The organism is Ensifer sp. Root142, assembly GCF_001426785.1.
GTDB classification, from domain to species: domain Bacteria; phylum Pseudomonadota; class Alphaproteobacteria; order Rhizobiales; family Rhizobiaceae; genus Ensifer; species Ensifer canadensis.
In genome coordinates, this window is record NZ_LMFK01000002.1 from 220,317 (window position 1) to 236,776 (window position 16,460).

The 16,460-nt window shown below is 57.7% G+C and carries 21 protein-coding genes and 1 pseudogene; 14 read left to right on the plus strand and 8 right to left on the minus strand.

Annotated elements, in window-relative coordinates; translation table 11 throughout:
* Positions 1 to 37 precede the first annotated feature (37 nt).
* Both ASD52_RS05965 and ASD52_RS39775 read right to left on the minus strand, forming a co-directional pair.
* On the minus strand, positions 38 to 1,372 hold the full coding sequence (locus ASD52_RS05965; protein ID WP_156612921.1) for a sorbosone dehydrogenase family protein: 1,335 nt from the start codon (positions 1,370 to 1,372) through the stop codon (positions 38 to 40).
* Positions 1,373 to 1,404: 32 nt separating this feature from the next.
* Positions 1,405 to 1,827 carry a hypothetical protein gene (locus tag ASD52_RS39775; protein ID WP_244497434.1) on the minus strand — a complete coding sequence of 141 codons (423 nt, stop codon included), beginning with the start codon at positions 1,825 to 1,827 and terminating at the stop codon, positions 1,405 to 1,407.
* Here ASD52_RS39775 and coxB point away from each other — a divergent pair.
* From coxB to ASD52_RS05995, 6 genes are all read left to right on the plus strand, one after another.
* Positions 1,732 to 2,583 (plus strand): cytochrome c oxidase subunit II, encoded by an 852-nt coding sequence (gene coxB / locus ASD52_RS05970; protein WP_057223698.1) that lies wholly within the window; start codon positions 1,732 to 1,734, stop codon positions 2,581 to 2,583. The genes ASD52_RS39775 and coxB overlap by 96 nt on opposite strands.
* Positions 2,580 to 5,099: a cytochrome c oxidase subunit I gene (gene ctaD / locus ASD52_RS05975; protein ID WP_057218544.1), complete on the plus strand. Its 2,520-nt coding sequence runs from the start codon at positions 2,580 to 2,582 to the stop codon at positions 5,097 to 5,099. The genes coxB and ctaD overlap by 4 nt, the downstream gene beginning before the upstream one ends.
* Before the next feature lie 8 nt (positions 5,100 to 5,107).
* Positions 5,108 to 5,485, plus strand: a complete 378-nt coding sequence (locus ASD52_RS05980; protein ID WP_057223575.1) for a hypothetical protein — start codon at positions 5,108 to 5,110, stop codon at positions 5,483 to 5,485.
* Positions 5,482 to 6,120: a cytochrome c oxidase assembly protein gene (locus tag ASD52_RS05985; RefSeq protein ID WP_063991812.1), complete on the plus strand. Its 639-nt coding sequence runs from the start codon at positions 5,482 to 5,484 to the stop codon at positions 6,118 to 6,120. Before ASD52_RS05980 ends, ASD52_RS05985 begins: the two co-directional genes overlap by 4 nt.
* 17 nt (positions 6,121 to 6,137) lie before the next feature.
* Positions 6,138 to 7,160, plus strand: coding sequence for a c-type cytochrome (locus ASD52_RS05990; protein WP_162254150.1), 1,023 nt, complete (start codon positions 6,138 to 6,140; stop codon positions 7,158 to 7,160).
* Positions 7,161 to 7,283: 123 nt separating this feature from the next.
* The gene (locus tag ASD52_RS05995; protein WP_057221689.1) at positions 7,284 to 7,559 is read left to right on the plus strand and encodes a hypothetical protein; all 276 of its coding nucleotides are present in this window, start codon (positions 7,284 to 7,286) and stop codon (positions 7,557 to 7,559) included.
* A 252-nt stretch (positions 7,560 to 7,811) separates the two neighbouring features.
* Here ASD52_RS05995 and ASD52_RS06000 read toward each other — a convergent pair whose 3' ends face one another.
* Positions 7,812 to 8,027, minus strand: a complete 216-nt coding sequence (locus ASD52_RS06000) for a hypothetical protein (RefSeq protein WP_156408518.1) — start codon at positions 8,025 to 8,027, stop codon at positions 7,812 to 7,814.
* Positions 8,028 to 8,319: 292 nt separating this feature from the next.
* Between ASD52_RS06000 and ASD52_RS06005 the strand changes: the two genes are divergently transcribed.
* Together ASD52_RS06005 and ASD52_RS06010 are read left to right on the plus strand one after the other, a co-directional pair.
* Positions 8,320 to 8,748: a CBS domain-containing protein gene (locus ASD52_RS06005; protein WP_057205530.1), complete on the plus strand. Its 429-nt coding sequence runs from the start codon at positions 8,320 to 8,322 to the stop codon at positions 8,746 to 8,748.
* A gap of 37 nt (positions 8,749 to 8,785) precedes the next feature.
* Positions 8,786 to 9,235 (plus strand): HD domain-containing protein, encoded by a 450-nt coding sequence (locus ASD52_RS06010; RefSeq protein WP_057223700.1) that lies wholly within the window; start codon positions 8,786 to 8,788, stop codon positions 9,233 to 9,235.
* A 226-nt stretch (positions 9,236 to 9,461) separates the two neighbouring features.
* On the opposite strand, the gene ASD52_RS39780 is transcribed toward ASD52_RS06010, so the two are convergent.
* Positions 9,462 to 9,752 (minus strand): hypothetical protein, encoded by a 291-nt coding sequence (locus ASD52_RS39780; protein ID WP_057223581.1) that lies wholly within the window; start codon positions 9,750 to 9,752, stop codon positions 9,462 to 9,464.
* On the opposite strand from ASD52_RS39780, the gene ASD52_RS06020 reads away from it, so the two are divergent.
* From ASD52_RS06020 to ASD52_RS06030, 3 genes are all read left to right on the plus strand, one after another.
* Positions 9,751 to 11,106 (plus strand): sorbosone dehydrogenase family protein, encoded by a 1,356-nt coding sequence (locus tag ASD52_RS06020; RefSeq protein ID WP_057221692.1) that lies wholly within the window; start codon positions 9,751 to 9,753, stop codon positions 11,104 to 11,106. The two genes, ASD52_RS39780 and ASD52_RS06020, sit on opposite strands and share 2 nt — an antisense overlap.
* 99 nt (positions 11,107 to 11,205) lie before the next feature.
* On the plus strand, positions 11,206 to 11,574 hold the full coding sequence (locus ASD52_RS06025; RefSeq protein WP_057223583.1) for a PRC-barrel domain-containing protein: 369 nt from the start codon (positions 11,206 to 11,208) through the stop codon (positions 11,572 to 11,574).
* Positions 11,575 to 11,907: 333 nt separating this feature from the next.
* Positions 11,908 to 12,546, plus strand: coding sequence for a BON domain-containing protein (locus tag ASD52_RS06030; protein ID WP_057221694.1), 639 nt, complete (start codon positions 11,908 to 11,910; stop codon positions 12,544 to 12,546).
* A gap of 134 nt (positions 12,547 to 12,680) precedes the next feature.
* Here the strand turns inward: ASD52_RS06030 and ASD52_RS39785 are convergent.
* From ASD52_RS39785 to ASD52_RS40555, 4 genes and pseudogenes are all read right to left on the minus strand, one after another.
* Positions 12,681 to 12,794: pseudogene (locus tag ASD52_RS39785) on the minus strand (GNAT family N-acetyltransferase); the annotation flags it as partial.
* A 40-nt stretch (positions 12,795 to 12,834) separates the two neighbouring features.
* A complete protein-coding gene (locus ASD52_RS39790; RefSeq protein WP_337797724.1) occupies positions 12,835 to 13,005 on the minus strand; it encodes a LuxR C-terminal-related transcriptional regulator in 171 nt (56 codons plus the stop codon).
* On the minus strand, positions 12,966 to 13,166 hold the full coding sequence (locus ASD52_RS40550; RefSeq protein WP_277996380.1) for a hypothetical protein: 201 nt from the start codon (positions 13,164 to 13,166) through the stop codon (positions 12,966 to 12,968). Before ASD52_RS40550 ends, ASD52_RS39790 begins: the two co-directional genes overlap by 40 nt.
* A gap of 44 nt (positions 13,167 to 13,210) precedes the next feature.
* Positions 13,211 to 13,453 (minus strand): autoinducer binding domain-containing protein, encoded by a 243-nt coding sequence (locus ASD52_RS40555; protein ID WP_255569864.1) that lies wholly within the window; start codon positions 13,451 to 13,453, stop codon positions 13,211 to 13,213.
* A 671-nt stretch (positions 13,454 to 14,124) separates the two neighbouring features.
* Between ASD52_RS40555 and ASD52_RS38185 the strand changes: the two genes are divergently transcribed.
* The 3 genes from ASD52_RS38185 (at position 14,125) to ASD52_RS06050 (ending at position 16,440) form a co-directional block, all read left to right on the plus strand.
* A complete protein-coding gene (locus ASD52_RS38185) occupies positions 14,125 to 14,301 on the plus strand; it encodes a hypothetical protein (protein WP_156408519.1) in 177 nt (58 codons plus the stop codon).
* Positions 14,302 to 14,689: 388 nt separating this feature from the next.
* Positions 14,690 to 15,064 (plus strand): hypothetical protein, encoded by a 375-nt coding sequence (locus ASD52_RS06045; protein ID WP_057218525.1) that lies wholly within the window; start codon positions 14,690 to 14,692, stop codon positions 15,062 to 15,064.
* 302 nt (positions 15,065 to 15,366) lie between these two features.
* On the plus strand, positions 15,367 to 16,440 hold the full coding sequence (locus ASD52_RS06050; protein WP_082555697.1) for a PAS domain S-box protein: 1,074 nt from the start codon (positions 15,367 to 15,369) through the stop codon (positions 16,438 to 16,440).
* Positions 16,441 to 16,460: the final 20 nt, after the last annotated feature.

A 16,460-nucleotide genomic window follows, 5' to 3' on the forward strand; every position in this document is an offset into this window, starting at 1 on the left:
GCGCTCGGCAACCGGTTCCGTATTATCGAAAGGTCTCTCATTTGGCGGGCGTCACCCGCCAGATCGCATTGCCGACGTCGTCGGCGACGAGAAGCGCACCCTGCCGGTCAACGGCAACGCCGACGGGACGACCGCGGGCCTTGTCGTCGCCTCCGATGAACCCGGTCAAAATATCCTTTGGTGGCCCGGACGGCTGACCGTTGGCAAAGGGAACGAAAACTACCTTGTAACCGCTACGCGGTCGGCGGTTCCAAGAGCCATGTTGGCCCACAAAAGCCCCATTCCGATATTGCGCTCCAAAGAGCTCGCCGGTGTAAAACGTCAATCCGAGGGAAGCTGTATGAGGTCCGAGTGCATAGTCCGGCACGATTGCCTTTTCGACGAGATCGGGTCTTTGCGGTTTTACTCTGACGTCGACATGGGTGCCGAAATAGCTGTACGGCCAGCCGTAGAACCCGCCGTCCTTGACTGAGGTCATGTAATCAGGGACGAGATCACTTCCGATTTCGTCACGCTCATTCACGGCAACCCATAGCGCGCCGGATTCGGGCTGCCATGAAAGCCCGTTGGGATTGCGCAGTCCGGATGCGAAAAGGCGGAGTTGTCGGCTCACCAGATCGACCTCCAGCACGGCTGCCCTGTTGGTTTCCGCCTCGATGCCGTTTTCACCGACATTGCTGTTGGAGCCGACGGTTGCGTAAAGCTTGGTTCCTTCCCGATTGGCAATGACGTCCTTGGTCCAATGGTGATTGATCGGACCGGCAGGCAGATCGACGATTTTTTGGCCCTGTGCCGTTACCGTCGTGTCGCCATCCTTGTAGTCGAACGCCAAGATGGCATCGGTGTTGGCGACATAGAGGACCCCGTTCGACAGGGTCATGCCGAATGGCGAGTTGAGGTGTTCGAGGAAGACTGACCGGGTTTCTGCAACGCCATCGCCATCCGCATCGCGCAATAGCGTGATCCTGTTAGCGCTCGGAACCTCTGCCCCGGCTCGCCCCATGAACAGTCCCATGGCAAAGCCGCGCAAGCTGAAACCTGTGTCTTCCTTTTCTGGCTTGTTCGTTTCCGCGACAAGAACGTCGCCATTTGGCAGGACGTGAAGCCAACGCGGATGATCGAGTTCCTCGGCGAAAGCGCCGACAACGAGCCCATCGGCAGCCGTCGGCTTTTCGCCTGGGGCCCAGTGGGACGCCTCCGCCACATTGACCGTGGGGATAAGGGTGGGATTGGGTTCAGGCAGTAGCGGGGCTGTTCCGTAACCCTGTTCAGCCGTTAGTTTCGCCTGCTCTTGAGATAAGAAAACAAGCGCTGCACCGACAATCAGAAGGACGGCGAACAATGCCGCCATCGATATCAGAACGCGTTGCATGCTGACACTCCTCGGAAGACTGTGACAGCCGTCTAACTCGCCAATCCGTCGTTCGTTTCATCGCTTGTCGCCAAATGCGCCGAAACGTGATTTCGGAAGGAACTTCCCGCCAAGGTCGCAGTTTCCATCTCATCAGGGAAGGGGAGGGCCATTTGACCTGTCGATGCAGCCGCTGGGCGATGCGTAGTCTTGTTCGCAAAAAGAAGAGTAGTTTCATCCACCGTCACATTGTCATTGGCGTTCGCGGTTCCGTCGCCCTCCTGCTTTCCATGCCGCTCGCAAGCTGCGGCGATCGGCAATCCACCTTCGCAGCGGCTGGCCGCGAGGCTTCGGCAATCGAGAACCTGATCACGGTAACGGTGGTCGGTGCAGCCTTCGTCTGGCTTGTCGTCATATCCCTCCTGATCTACGCCGGCCGTGCGCGCCGAGGCCAGTTGAGCCAAGAGCAGGCCCAAAGGTTTATCACCTGGGGCGGCGTGACAGCGCCCACGGCGGCTCTCTTTGCGCTTCTGTCCTATGCGGTGTGGAGCATGCCGGCGACGAGACCATGGTTCGATCGGCAGCAGGCGGACCTGGCGATCGAGGTCACGGGCGAACAGTTCTGGTGGCGCATTCGATACCTCGACAAGTCAGGGGGGATTGCTTTCGAAACCGCAAACGAACTCACACTGCCCGTCGATCGACGGATCCGGATTTCGCTCAAGGCGCACGATGTCATCCATTCGTTCTGGATCCCCGCGCTTGCGGGCAAGATGGACATGTTGCCCGGGCGAACCAACACCCTCTGGCTGGAGCCGACCCGCATCGGTTCGTATCGCGGGCCATGCGCGGAGTTTTGCGGCACGTCGCATGCCCTCATGAACCTTACCGCAGACGTTCTGTCCGCAGAAGATTTTCAGACATGGCAACAAAGCCGCGCGAAAAGGCGATCAACAAGTAACCACGCCGCAAACGCTTTTCTCGTTCATGGCTGCTCGGCCTGTCACGCGCTTGATGGGACACAGGCACAAGGCTTGACAGGCCCGAACCTGACAGGGTTCGGGCAGCGCAAGCATGTGGGAGCAGGGGCGCTGGCCAACACGCCGGAAAACCTCGCCCGTTTCATTCGTGATCCTTCCTCCGTCAAGCCCGGCGCCCAAATGCCGGCATTCCCTATGATCCCGCAGGACGAATTGAACGAAATCATCGACTACCTCGCAGGTGAAACATGACCACCACCGAGGACCGGCTCGGCGAACAGGCGTCGAAGAGCGAGGAAGAGCGGCAGCTTCGAGCTGTCTGGGCCAATCCGTCGGGATGGCGCTATTGGACTTCGGTCAACAATACCCAAATCGGCCTTTGGTATGCGGCCACTGCCTTCATCTTCATGTTGTTTGCCGGCGTCCTCGCGTTGCTCGTGCGCGCGCAGCTCGCCATACCCGAAAACGATTTCCTGTCGGCGGATTTCTTCAATCAGGCGTTCACCCTGCACGGAACCGTCATGATGTTTCTGTTTGCCGTGCCGATCTTCGAGGCTGTGGCGATCTTCCTTTTGCCGCCGATGCTCGGCGCCCGCGAACTACCCTTTCCGCGGCTTTCGGCGTTTGGTTTTTGGAGTTTCCTGCTCGGCGGGTTGTTTGTATGCGGATCGATCTTCTTTGACGCAGCACCCAATACGGGCTGGTTCATGTATCCACCGCTGGCCACGGACAAACAGTATTCGGGTATTGGCGCTGACATCTGGCTGCTCGGGCTATCCTTTATCGAAGTGGCGTCGATTGCCGCAGCAGTAGAGTTGATCGTCGGCATCATGAAATGCCGCGCTCCGGGCATGCGCATCAACATGATGCCGCTCTTTGCCTGGTATCTGCTGATTGTCGCCGGTATGATCCTTTTTGCCTTCCCGCCTCTTATCGCCGGCGACATCCTGTTCGAAATGGAGCGGATGTTCGACTGGCCATTTTTCGATGCCGAGCGTGGCGGTGATCCGCTGCTGTGGCAGCATCTTTTCTGGATCTTCGGTCACCCTGAGGTCTACATCATCTTCCTGCCGGCGATCGCCCTGATGGCGATGATCGTTCCAACCTTCGCCCAACGACCGATCGTCGGCTACTCCTGGATCGTGCTGGCGGCGGTCGGAACCGGTTTCTTAAGCTTCGGCCTTTGGGTCCACCACATGTTCACCACGGGCCTGCCGCAAATCTCCCTTGCCTTTTTCTCCGCGGCCTCCGAGGCCGTCGCGATTCCGACCGGCGTCCAGATATTCGTATTCATAGCAACGATGCTGGCAGGGCGCGTGATCCCTTCCGTACCGATGCTCTTTGGCGGCGGCGGTCTCGTGATCTTTGTCATCGGTGGCCTGACAGGCGTCATGGTTGCGCTCGTACCGATCGACTGGCAGGCGCACGACACCTACTTCGTCGTCGCGCATCTGCACTACGTGCTGATCGGCGGCATGCTCTTTCCCGTCGTTGCCGGCATCTATTACTACTATCCGCTCATCAATGCCCGGAAGCTCTCTGACCGGTTGGGCAAGATTGCTTTCTGGCTGATGTTTTCAGGCTTCAACCTCGCATTCTTTCCGATGCACCTCGCCGGATTGCGCGGCATGCCCCGGCGTGTCTTTACCTATCCAAGCGATGTCGGTTGGCATTGGTTCAATCTGATCTCGACGGTGGGCGCCTTCATCTTCGCCTCGGGCATCCTCATTGTTGTCGTCGATGTCTTGAGGCCAAAGCATCGCCAGCCCAGGGGCGAGGCTAATCCCTGGAATGCCGGAACCCTCGAGTGGATATCCGAACCAGAGGAAAACTGGGGTGTGCGCTCGATCCCGATCATAAGCAGTCGCTACCCGCTTTGGGACCAGCCGGGAATTCGCGAAGATATAGACAACGCGCGCTTTTATCTGCCCGATGCAGCAGAGGGCTTTCGCGAGACGCTCGTCACCTCTGTGCTCGATGCCGAACCGATCCAATGTCTGCGCGTCGGCGGTACATCCTATCTGACCATCCTCAGTGCGGCCGCGCTAGGCGGGGTGTTTGTGGCCGTTACCTTTCACTGGTGGCTCCTGGCCACGTTGTTTGCCGCCGCCTTCCTTGTTTTCGTGGTCAGCTGGTTGTGGACCGGCACGGCGACCGTGCCCGAGAAAGCGGGAAAAGATGTCGGCCTTGGCCTTTCCTTGCCACTCTACGTCTCTGGACCCGCATCGGTTGGCTGGTGGGCGATGTTCATCACCATGGTTGGTGACGGAACGGCGTTCGGTAGCCTGGTTTTCGGCTACTTCTTCTATTGGACCATCCATCGCGACTTCACGGCCGGCCTTTCCGGGCCTGGTATCGGATGGCCAATGGCGTCCCTCTGCCTGTTTCTCGTAGCTTGGTTTGCAATGGTTACGGCGCGGTCGGTGAACCGCAGGGGTCAGAGACTTGCGATGCGTCTGCTTGTCTTGTGTGCACTTGCTCTGACGCTTCTCGGCAGTGTCGCTACATTGGCCGGGCCGTGGCTCTCGCAGATGGATCCGACGCAGCATGTCTATCCGGCCATCGTCTGGGTTTTGGTGCTTTGGCTCGTTTGTCATGCCGGCGTAGGCGTGGTGATGCAGGTCTATTGCCTGGCGCGAAGCTTTTTCGGTCACCTGACCGCTGCTCATGACATCGATCTCGTCAATGTGGTTCTATATTGGCACTTTCTGACGATCACCGCGTTTACCACCCTGGGTGTCATCGGTTTGTTCCCGGCAATGATGTGAGAGGAACTATGCGGCTATTACCGCGAGAGATCGAGACTTTCTGGACGCTGTTTACGGCGCCGATTGTCTGGGCGCTGCATTTCCTCGTCTGTTATCTGACGGCGGCGATCTTCTGCGCCAAGGGAGGAAGCGCGCAACAATATGTCGGCCTTCAGTTGATGCTTGGCGCCCTAACTTTGCTGGCACTCGTAGCGATCGCGATTTCTGCCTATCTCGCTTGGAGACAGTGGGGATTTGGCACGGCGGACCCACCGCATGATGAATCGACGCATCGGGCGCGCAGACTCTTCCAGGGCTTTGCAACCCTGCTTCTATCGGCCCTGAGTTTCGTCGCCGTCCTGTTCGTGGCGACCCCGATCATGCTGATCAACGGGTGCTTTTCATGAGATGGGCCAGTCTCATCGCTGCTATGATTTTGCTGGTGGCGGCGGTATGCACATCTCTGTTTGTTTTCGACCCACGGGCATTTTCCGAACATATGGGGACGCACATGGCGCTCGTTGCTGTGGTCGCCCCGCTCGCTGCTTTCGCTGTCTCGGGAACACGATGGGACCCGAGCAGCCACTGGCATCCTGGCGCCGGCTTTCTGTTGTCCTTCGTCGAGCTCGTCGTCGTTTGGGTTTGGCATGTCCCGGCGATGAGGGATCTGGCGGAAGCCTCGATTGGCATGCGTTTGGCTGAGCTTGCAATTTTTCTGGTCGCGGGCGGCCTTCTCTGGATTGCGTGTCTTGGAGCCGGCAGGAAAGCAGATGCAGGGCTTAGCGGCGCTGTCGCACTCCTTCTCACCTCGATGCATATGACGCTTCTCGCAGTGCTGCTGACGATGGCTCCGCGCCCTCTTTATGGCGTGGCTGATGTGACCTGCTTTGGCGTGACCATGACTGCGAGCCAAGATCAGCAGCTTGGCGGCATCGTCATGCTGTTTGTTGGGGCAGTTGCCTACCTTGCAGGTGGCGTTGGCCTGGCCGCGAGACTCTTGCGTGCGTCATTTGCGAAACCGACCGAAGGGCAGGCACCATGAAGCGCTGTCTGAAATGTTTGGCTGCCGCCGCCGCCCTGGCGCCCGTTGCCGGCTTGCTGATCGCCTGGCTCGGCATCATTCATGTTGGTGCAACCGGCGGTCATTGGGCAGTCACTGAGTGGTTCCTACACTGGACAATGCGTTCGTCAGTGAGAACTGCGGCGCTCGGCATCAAAAAGCCTTCCGGTTTCGAAAGTGCCAAACACCTCAAGGTCACGGCAGTTCATTTCCAGATGAGCTGTGCCGAATGCCATGGTTCTCCGGATCGCCGCCGCTCCCCGGAAATGCTCGCGATGCTGCCGCCACCGCCCGACCTCAGGGACACTGTTGGCAACTGGAAGGATGAGGAACTGTTCGTCATCGTGCGCGACGGTCTGCGCTATACCGGGATGCCCGCCTGGCCCGGCGCTGGGCGCGACGATGAGGTCTGGGCAATGGTTGCGTTTCTAAAGGAGCTGCAGACGATGAGCCCGGCCCGCTACAAAGAGCTTTCCGGTGCGAAGGATACCGAAAGCGGCGATACGCTATCCGGCTGCCTGGGGTGCCATGAGCAAGGTATCGAAGGCAATGACCCGATAGCTCCAGTCATTGCAGGGCAATCAAACGCCTATCTTGCTGAAGCCCTTCGGGCCTACCGCAAAGGGAGCCGTGAAAGTGGGTTCATGGAGGTCGTCGTCTCGCGGTTGAAGGATGCGGACATCGATGCCACGGCCGGCCACTTTGCCCGCAAGGATGGGTTGCTGTCAGCGACGCCGAGAGCTCGCTCCGGCGACGAGCGCACATTGTCTCTGGTGCAAACCGGCGATCCCGTGAAAAAGATCGCTGCCTGCCAAGCCTGCCATGACGGCCGAAATCCTCTTTATCCTTTGCTTAGCGGCCAGTCCCGCACCTTCCTGATAGAGCAAATTCTCCTGTTCAAACAGGATCTACGCGGTGACAGTCCAACGGCACGATTGATGAGCCGTGCGGTGCGCCATCTAACCGTTGAGGATGTGGCCCGGCTTGCCGATTACTATGCGTCGCAGCCATTGGCGCGTTGACGATCGCATAAACGGCGAAACCGCCCCAAGGTGGCGGTTTTGAAGAAACTTCACAAACGCCCAGAGGGAACAATACTGAATAATTAGGGTTTGCTCATATGAAGAGATGAGAGGAGTTTCGCAATGGTCCTGATCGCGCCCGATGGTGGCAGACCTCAGGAACGCAGCGCAGACGCAGCCGCGCTCCTGGCTTCTATACGCTGTGCCGTGAGTTCCGAGACAACATTCGATACAGGAGGCCTTTGTTTTCGTTTGCTCGGCGATGTGGTGATTATTGAAGGCGTGCTGCGGGAACGAGACGCTTCAGACACCATTCGACGGATAGCCGAGGAGATTGCCGGGGCCGAGCGCGTGATCGTCCGCATTGGTTGCCCGCTGGATCTACCCGAAGCCAAGTGATGCCATCGTGCCACAGAAATGCCAGCGATTTTCACTCTGGACATGGATCGGCGGCCCGCTTTTTCTCATTTGGCGCCAAGGGCTTGGGGATTGTTCAACACAATCTACTTCAAGAAGCTTGGTGTAAGCCTCTCGCGGGAGAGTTGGTTCCACGGCGACAACGCGCCAGCACGGAACAGATAGGAATGGCCACGGTTCGATCATCTCGATGGGCGCAAAGCCGCTTCAATCGTCGATCGCACTTGGGATCTATCAATCCTCGGCAATCATCATCAAAGCCGTCGCCAGGGCACCGAGGCCAAAGGATGCGCCGAAAGCGTAGATCTGCAGCCCGAATGCAAGCGGATCAAGACCCTCGCCGTGCCCGAGGGCGCCCGGAGCGACTATTGCGATCGAAGCGGCGGTTGCTGCACCAAGCAGAAACCCCACGCCCACATTCAAAATAACGAACCTGATCAGCGTCGGCATGATGAACCTCATGAACCTCGCGATCCATCCCAAACCTCAAAATCGACTATCGGTTCCGATCGCCCAGAAGAAATCGATCACGAACGTGGCAACGAATGAGCGGAACAAAGGAGAGGGCCGACCGTTAGCAAACAACATCACAGCGGAAGGAACCCCAATGGAAACCGAAGCGGAAAACGATTCCGCCGCTCGAGCTTCCCTGAGCATGATTGATCAGCTTCGGCGCGTTTGCCGCCCGGCGGCTCGCTGCCATGGGAGGGAACTGCGGTTTCGAGCAAGATAGGAGCTAAGCATGCAAATTGCCCAGATCATGACCAAGAACGTGCATATCGTCAGCCCGGATGATACCGTGGCTGCAGTCGCCCGCCATATGGCTGACAACGACATTGGATTTCTTCCTGTCGAACAAGATGACCGCCTCGTAGGCACGATCACCGACAGGGACATCGTCGTGCGGTGCGTGGCCGACGGCCGCGACGGGGATACGACAGTGGCTGAGGTGATGTCGGCGGACGTCAAATACTGCTTTGAAGATGAAGAAATCGGCGACGTTGCCCGTAACATGGGCGATATTCAGGTTCGACGACTTCCAGTGCTCAATCGCGACAAAAGGCTGGTGGGTGTCGTGTCTCTTGCAGACGCCGCCCGCAGAGATCCTTCGCTCGCGGGTGCGGGATTGCAGGGCGTGACGGCACCTGGTGGCGCCCATAACCAGGAATAGGCCCATGCCTGAGATGCCGGGCAACGAAAACGAACCGATGGACAGCGGTGTCTTGAGCTCGCACGATGCATTGCTTCTCGCCAGCGAAGTTGCTGCTGAGGCCCATCAGGGGCAATTGGACAAAACGGGGCAACCGTATTTCAGGCACTGTCAGCGTGTTGCGAACGCCGTGGACGGGATGGATGCCAAGGTCGTGGCCTATTTACACGACGTCCTGGAGAAGGGACCGGGCTGGTCGGCTCAGCGATTGCTGGAAAAAGGATTTGATCCCGTGATCGTTGGCGCTGTCGTGGCGCTGACAAAAGAACCGGCCGAGCCGGAACCAGCCTTTGTAAGGCGGGCGGCGTCAAACCCACTTGCCCTCCCGGTCAAGCATGCAGATCTCTTGGACAATTTGGAACAGGCGCTGGCGAGCAGGATGGAAACGCAAAAATACCTCGATGGACTGCGGATCCTTGAAGCCGAATTCGGTTGCCACTCGGCTTGATCCGCGCGCAGCAATGAGCGCGTCGACGCTTAATGCAAGGGATTCCCATCGCAGGTACAAGCCCATGCGGGACTTAGCCGCCCTGATGGCGTCCAGTGCGGGAGGCGGTTGCCTGTTGATCACGATTTCAGATTGGTGCTCGCACTTTGCAAAACTATGTAGCAAATCCACAAGTAGGAACGAGGCGTCGCCGCTCCATTTGCGCAGAGCTCAACAGGCTCCCCGTTCATTCCGGCAATCCGGCCATCCGATAACCTTCAGCCAAGCGCTGGACCGTCTCCATGTCGCGGGCGGGTTGTGCAGCGGACCAGTGAGCAATCGTGAAGTTCGGTGTCGTCGCGATGAAAAGAGCTGCCTCACGCATTGCCTCGTCTCTGCGGCCGAGCACATACTTGGACGGCTGCGTGTTCAGTCCGATGATCGAGCCTGCCGTTAGCTGGGCGATAGGGAATAATTCGAAACGCCCTTGTGTCTTACTATACCCAGTCGGCGACGTTTTGCTGAGGACCACGATCATGAATTCTCGCAGAGTTCCGCTCGTTCTTGGTGTTCCGGGGGTCATTTTGCTCGGAGCGATCACGGCAGGTTGCCTCGCCGCGACCGCCCAAAGTACCGCAACGGCGCCGACGAACGGCGGCTACGGCCCTCATCCGACGCTTCCGAAACCGAAACCCACACTGATCCCGACGATCAACATCGCCCAAGCAAAAGGGTGGAACGGCGGCGCGAGGCCAAAGCCGGCGAAGGGCCTGAAGGTCAACGCCTTTGCGAAGGGCCTCGATCATCCGCGCTGGATTCATGTCTTGCCGAACGGCGACGTGCTTGTGGCCGAGACAAACGCGCCCGCCAAGAAGGACAGCGGCTTCAGCCTGCGCAAGGTCTTCATGGCGCAGGCCATGAAGCGGGCGGGCGCGGCGACGGAGAGCGCCAACCGCATTGCGCTTTTGCGGGACACGGATGGCGATGGTGTTGCCGATCTGCGCAGACCCTTCATCGAGGGGCTCAATTCGCCGTTCGGTATGGCGCTCGTCAACGGAAAGCTTTACGTTGCCAATACCGACGCCGTCGTCGCCTATTCTTATTCCTCCGGTCAAACCCGGATAACGGCGGCGCCGCAAAAGATCGTCGACCTGCCGGCCGGAGACATCAATCACCACTGGACCAAGGATCTGATCGCCGGGCGCGACGGTGGGAAGCTCTACGTTACCGTCGGATCTAACAGCAATGTCGGCGAGAATGGCATTGCGGCGGAGAAAAACCGTGCCGCGGTGCTGGAAGTAGATCCCGCCCGCCACAAAACACGGATTTTCGCTTCGGGCTTACGAAACCCCAACGGACTTGCCTGGAATCCGCACAGCGGCAGGCTCTGGGTGGTCGTCAATGAGCGCGACGAGATCGGTGACGACCTCGTGCCGGATTACATGACTTCGTTGCGTCAGGGCGGCTTCTATGGCTGGCCCTTCAGTTACTTCGGCCAGAATATTGACATCCGCGCAAAGCCGCCGCGCCCGGATCTCGTCGCCAAAGCAATCAAGCCCGACTATGCGCTCGGCTCCCACACTGCCTCCCTGGGATTAACCTTCGACAAGGAATCATCCCTTCCTTCCCCGTACCGCGGCGGCGCCTTCGTTGGCCAGCACGGTTCATGGAACCGAAGCGTGCACAGCGGCTACAAAGTGATCTTCGTGCAGTTTCGCAACGGCCAACCAGCCGGCCGGCCGAAGGACATTCTCACGGGCTTCATCGGCGCTGGCGATACGGCCATGGGCCGCCCGGTCGGGGTGACTTTCGACAAGACGGGCGCCTTGCTCGTCGCCGACGACGTGGGCAACGTCATCTGGCGGGTAACATCCGCCCAACGCGGGGAATGAGACAACCTTCTGCGCGGATTTCTGTCGTGAGCGTCTCCTTCCGAAAGGCAGGGAACAACTTTCAAAAACAGCAGATCTCCAGTCCAAGGAGGAATGAAAATGGGTACCCTTGATATGCGTCTATCTCATGACCTCATTGCCAGCGACAAGGTGGTGGGGACGTACGTCTACGACAGGACCGGCAATCACATAGGATCTATCGAGAAGATCATTCTCGAAAAGCGTGGTGGACGCGTTGCCTATGCTGTGCTGAGCTTCGGCGGTCTTTTGGGAATTGGAGATGACCACTTTCCCCTTCCGTGGGACGTACTCGACTATAATCCCGGCCTCGGCGGCTTCCAGGTAAGCATCACAAAGGATCAACTCGAGGGAGCACCAAGATATCCGCGAGACCAGGATTTTGATTGGAGTGCCGAGAGAGGCCGACAGGTTTACGACTACTATGGGATTGCGCCCTATTGGGTGTAATTCAAAAAAGTCTAAACAGTGTCTGTCGGATTTGCGATAGATCGAACCAACTCAACTGCTACGACTCATAACATTCGGAGAGAAAAAAACCGACATGGCTTGGGTCGTCTTGCAGGGCACGTCGGCGAAACTGCACAGACCAAGGCTCGCCAAATCACGCATGGATCGAGACATTCTTGGCTCCCGGCGGACCTTCTTCGCTCGGGTTCATTCTCAGTAACTCGTACGACGCGATTATCGAGACCATCTGTGTCGTTGAGTCGATTTGTTGTCATTGGGATGGAACAGGAGCGCGCGAGCGTTGTTCTGCGGCAACAAGGAGGAATCATCACCATGGCAGAAGATCGATATGAACGTGAGGAACGGTATGGCCGTGACTACGAGGCTGAACGAGACGGTTACCGCAGACCGGAAAAGCGCAGCCATCAACGCCCGTTGTCGGGTCAAGGACGAGCCCGCCCGGAGACCGATTTCGAGCGCGGCAGTCCCGAGGCTTGGAGCACCGACGATCTAGGCTACACCGAGCGCGCAGATCGGGCTGGCTACGGCCAGCGTCGACGCTACTCCGCCAATGAGGATAGCTACGCGCGAAGCGGTCGCGGTTACGACGAAGAACGTGGATTTCTCGAAAAGGCGGGAGACGAGGTTGCGTCCTGGCTCGGCGACGAGGATGCGGAATATCGCCGTCGGATGGACCAGTTTCGCGGCAAGGGCCCACGCGGATACAAGCGTTCCGACGAACGCATCAGAGACGATGTCAACGATCGGTTGACGGATGACGGGTGGCTGGATGCTTCCGATATCGAGGTTGTGGTTTCGAGCGGCGAGGTGACGCTCACCGGGCTGGTATCGTCACGCCAGGATAAGCGGCGTGCGGAAGACTGCGCCGACGCCGTCACTGGCGTCTCGCATGTCCAAAACAATTTGCGGGTCCGCACCACGGATACGACTACTGGTATTGGCGAGCTTTAGCGACAACGGCAGGCAAACGGACCTGAACAGATGTCGTCTCATCAGATGGCGATGAGACGATCTTCTAGGATTGTCGGATGCGGATTTTGTTCCCGCTTTCGCGGTGCGCCCTGTGACGAAACATCTGTCGATTGCTACTCCAAGCGTAACGCCATTATGAGTTCGTCGATTTCCGTGTCGTGGCCCAATAGGCCGTTTGGAATACGCCCAACCCTTACGAACCCGTGGCGTTCGTAGAAGCGGATCGCCATTCCGGGAACGCCGACGGCGAACAACGATCGAGCGCGGTCAGATTTTTATCAATTCGAGGTAACTTGCCTTGGCGACGGCGTGTTGATGGCTGGTAGAGGCTCCGAGCTTGAGCTTTGCCGAACGCAGGTACAACTTCACCGCATTTTCCGAAATGCCCAGGTTCGCTGCTATCTGCTTGGAAATCCGACCTGTTCCCAGCAGCTGCAGGCACTGGAATTCGCGTTTAGAGAGGTCCGATAACGACCGACTTCTCGAAGTGCAGCGGTAGAAAGCATCGTCTCATGAAGGAAGTGAGAAAGGATCTGCAGCTCGTGGATGCTCGAAGCGCGTTGCCTTAACCAATTGCGCTTGGATAGGTTTGAGGTCACGGAAAAGAGACTGCGTTCGCCTCTCGGGCCACGGATGGGGATCGTTAGGCCGTGGGGGCGATGTCGTAGGAACGCGCTTTTTCGAACATACGGGAGGTTAGTGTTGGCCGCTGATCAAGAGACGACCAATCCACCGGGAAGAATCCCGAGCGAACGACGTCAACAACCGGATCTATGTCGAAATAGCACTTGTCGACGTAGATCTCCGTCCACTTATCCGAACAGGTCGTGCAGTAATACGGATATAAGGCTGAGGTTCCTCCGCTGCAAACCAAGAGGAAGGTCATCTGCGACAAGCCGTATCGCTTGCGAAGTTCGCCCAGCAGAGGGTTGAAGATCTTCCGCACAACTGGCTGCCCGTAGCTTCCTCAAGGACAATGACAGTCTGCGGTTATCGACCATCGGGGAATACTCCAGTGTCCCGCCCATTTGGACCTGTGTTCCCGAACCGAACTTTCAGATCTCAGAACAGATCCTAATGGAGGCGCTTGGGCAGCGGAACTGCAGGAAATACAGGTAGCAGATGCGGGGCGCACCTGAAACTGCAGACTGCAGTTCCGTCAAAGGCACGTAGCGCGGGTAACAATCGACTGCGATCGGCGGCGGTACGAGCAGACTTGGCCGCCGTTCGGAAAGAACACAAGTCGTTTAAGCGGCTCCTCAATGAAGGGCGTGACAGTCCGATTGGGCTCTGCTTTAATTAGAGACGCCTTAAAGGTAATGGCTGACGGCAAAGCACCTGACGTTACCGTAAGGCATGAGCGCGAGCGGAGTGAATCAGCTGGCTTTGAAACCCTCTCCTTGCGGCTGGTGATGGACTGGAGATGGACCGGGAGTTGTTGCGATTTCGACATCACTCTGGCACATCAAAAAGGGTTTTGAGGAAACAGTCTTGAGCCGTTCTTGCCGGAACGCACCCGCGACTTAGTTTCCGAAAGTCGGAAGAGAGGAGCTTCTAATGAATGACCACAAGGATCAGCGCGGCTCGATTGATGAGATGCCTAGTGCAATGGCACTTCAAGACATTTCGTTGAAGCTGCGAAAACTGGCGGATGAGCTGGCGGATCTGAAGGATCGTGCGACTGAAGAAGTTGGCGCTGACGGCTCGTCGGACGAATTGCTCCCCGAAGCCTGAGCCATGGCCCGCAAACTCTTCATAACGGACTTTGGTTAACTTTCAGAACCGAACGAAATGTCGGAGTTGACTGATGGGCTATGACTGGAATGGCGCTCGCTGGCGGCGGATGAGGGTGGCGCGATATGGCACGGCGGTAGCTTTGGCAGGATTGCTCGTAGCCGTTGCCAGCAGGGTCGTCATCAATGCACTTTGATCGTATTGGCTTGCGGCGGCGATTGCGCGGGGATGCGCCATCGAGACGCGATGTCGGGTTCGTCTTTCCATTTTCAAAAAAAGGGGCCAGGTGGCAACGATGTTGCCAAGGATGACATTCGCGTTTCCGGATCTAGTGGAACCTTGGACCTTGAGCTCGGTTTATGAGAGACAAACGCGACAGGAGAGTTCCATGGCCAGCTATCTCGACAACAAAAAAACCAAACAACACGACGCCGCGCCAATTCCCGCGGTCCGCGCCCGCCAAGGTTTTCTTGGCGTTCCGGTTCTCGCTGTGCTTGTCGGTGGACTTGTTCTTGCCATGGTCGCATGGGGCATAGCGGGTCTTTACGGTGAAGGTATCGACGATGACGCCGCGACCGCCCCAGAACAGGTCACAACGGAAAAACCAGCAGTAACTCCGAGCAACCAAGGCGTCATCGACAACAATTCTTCAGAAAATGGGAGCGCGCAAACTGCCCCTGTCGATCGCGATCCGACCGCCGAGTCTGGAACTGGTGGTCCGTCAGAGATCAGGACGCCAACCGGAACGGAGAAGACCAAGTAGGTCCCGCGACTAAAGCAATGCAACCATTATAGCGATGGTCAACATAGCGAACGCGACCAGGCCGGTATTGAGAAAATGAGCTCGGCTTCGATTGGTTTTGAAGGCACGAGACATGACCTCACACCTCACCATTCAAGGAGAAACGCGGGCCGTCCTTGTGCGATGCGTCGCCGGGTGCTTATCGCGTGAAATTTAGCAGCGTTCGATGTATTTTTTCAACTCGCACGAGAGGGGACGGACTTGCGTCGCCGCTTTTCTTGTTCAAGGATGGCGCGGTCCCAGCATGGTTCGTGAGAGTGAATATGTCTTCTAATTCTTGTGTTGAAGCGTCGCGTGGTGAAGCCGTGCCCCCGGTAGGCGATTGTCCCGAGGGACCGGATGCTGGCGCTCTTCTCGCTGCAATCGTAGAATCCTCTGATGATGCAATAGTCAGCAAGAGCCTGCAGGGGATTATCACGAGCTGGAATCAAGGAGCTCAACGGCTATTCGGCTATAGCGCCGATGAGGTCATTGGCAAACCGGTCACCATTCTTATTCCCACCGATCGGCTGGATGAGGAGCCTGCTATTCTGGCTCGACTTCAGGCGGGAGAACGTGTCGATCACTTTGAAACAATTAGACGTCGCAAGGACGGTACTTTGCTCGACATTTCGCTGACGGTTTCACCTATCCGTAATACGCAAGGCAAGATCGTCGGGGCCTCCAAGATCGCGCGGGATATCACCGAGCGTAAACGTCATGCCGAACAACAATCCCTGCTGCTCCGCGAAATGCATCATCGGGTGAAGAACCTGTTTGCCTTGGCGGGTGGATTGGTGACCCTTGCAGCAAAGAATGCTGAGACGCCCTCCGAACTTGCACACGGGTTGAGGGAGCGATTGAATGCCTTGGCCAAGGCACATGAGATCACCTTGCCTAATCTCCAAATGGACAGCGTCCCTGCGCAACATACCACGACGCTTTTCCGGCTCTTGCAAACCTTGACGGCGCCCTACCAGGAGGGCGCGCGCCCGAGATGCGTCATGTCAGGCCTCGACGTCGAAATTAGTGCTGGGAGCTTGACAAGTCTGTCGCTCCTCTTGCATGAATTTATGACCAATGCCGTCAAATATGGGGCATTTTCCGCCGATACGGGCGATATTTCGGTCGAAAGCGAACTTCACTCCGGGACATTGCACCTAACTTGGCGAGAATCCGGCGGCCCTCCAGTGTCTCCGCCGGATGCAGAACTTGGCACCCAAGGCTTTGGGAGTCGCCTGGAAACGGTGCTGAGAACCAACCTTAAATGCCAGATCATGCGTGAGTGGCGCCGCGAAGGCATCGTTATCCGAGCACTGTTTCCCATCGCGGTAATCAATGACATAAATACGATATGATGCCCGGCAACAAGGCGGCG